Annotated in this window: 1 protein-coding gene; it reads right to left on the reverse strand. The window is 65.8% G+C overall.

The window, feature by feature from the left end; genetic code table 11:
* Positions 1-25 precede the first annotated feature (25 nt).
* Complete coding sequence (locus LDL49_RS56400; protein ID WP_225303191.1) at positions 26-1,273, reverse strand: IS256 family transposase; 1,248 nt, start codon at positions 1,271-1,273, stop codon at positions 26-28.
* Positions 1,274-1,393: the final 120 nt, after the last annotated feature.

Consider the following 1,393-nt stretch of genomic DNA (forward strand, 5'->3'; position numbering starts at 1 on the left):
GATGGCGTCCCGTGGAGTGGTGTAACTACGTGATCGACGGTTGCGATTCTGAGTGCGTGGTGAGCTCGGCCGGGTCGCGTGCAGCGCTGCCGGTGTGGAGGTCGGCCATGGAGGTCTCCGACAGGTAGCGGCGGTCGGTAACCTGCCACTCGTCGTGTAGCTCGGCCAGGACGGCGCCGGCCAGCCGTTCCAAGGCGGGGGCGTTGGGGAAGACTTGGACGACATCGGCGCGGCGTTTGACCTCGCGGTTGAGCCGTTCCAGCGGGTTGGTGGACCAGATCTTCTTCCAGTGCGCGACGGGGAAGGCCGCGAAGGCGGTGATGTCATCGGCGGCCTTCAGCAGCATGTCTTTGACCTGGGGGAACTGGCGGCCGAGCATGTCGGCGACGGTGTGCAGCTGGGCGCGGACGGCCTCAGCGTCTGCTTGGGCGAAAATGGTGCGGATGGTGGCGGCGACCATCTCGCCCGAGCCTTTCGGGATTTTCGCTAGCACATTTCTCATGAAGTGAACTCGGCAGCGCTGCCAGGCGGCGCCGAGCATGACGGTGCGGATCGCGGCGACCAGGCCGGTATGGGCATCAGAGATGACCAGGCGCACCCCGGACAGGCCGCGGGCACGCAGGGAGCGCAGGAACTCGGTCCAGAACGCCTTGTCCTCGCTGTCGCCTACGGCCAGGCCGAGTACTTCGCGGTGGCCGTCGGTGGTGATGGCGGTGGCGATGACCACGGCCTGGGAGACGATCTGGTGATTGACGCGCACCTTGCAGTAGGTGGCATCCAGGAACACATACGGGAAGGCGATGTGGTCCAGCGGCCGGTCCTTGAATGCGGTGATCTCCACATCCAGGCCCTGGCAGATACGTGACACTTCGCTCTTGGAGATGCCGCTGTCCGCCCCGAGGGCTTTGACCAGGTCGTCGACCGCGCGGGTGGACACGCCGTGCACGTAGGCCTCCATGATGACGGCGAACAGGGCGCGGTCGACGCGACGGCGACGCTCCAGCAGGCTGGGGAAGAACGAGCCGGAGCGCAGCTTGGGGATCTGCAACTCCAGATCGCCGGCGGTGCTGGTGAGCAGCCGTTCGCGGTGGCCGTTGCGCTGGGTGGTGCGCTCCGGGCTGCGCTGATACGGGGCGGCGCCGATGACGGTGGTGGCTTCGGCTTCGATGAGTTCCTGCAGCATGCGCTGCAGGGCACGGCGGACCATCTCCACGCTGTCGGCCGCGCGTAGTGACTCCAGAAGCTCGGTTAAGTCAGACTGGGACAGAGCCATCGTGAGCGTGTCCTTCCGGGAAGAATGAGCGCTTCCCTTCGACCGTCACACGATGGCTCACCTTCTGCCAGACCTCGGTGACTGATCGTCACGAACTACACCACTCGATGGGACGCCATC

Origin of the sequence: Nonomuraea aurantiaca (assembly GCF_020215705.1) — a bacterium.
Classification (GTDB): domain Bacteria; phylum Actinomycetota; class Actinomycetes; order Streptosporangiales; family Streptosporangiaceae; genus Nonomuraea; species Nonomuraea aurantiaca.

Bases quoted from the DNA above. Each gene is read 5' to 3' on its own strand.
- LDL49_RS56400 (WP_225303191.1), bottom strand. From the start codon at position 1,273: ATGGCTCTGTCCCAGTCTGACTTAACCGAGCTTCTGGAGTCACTACGC.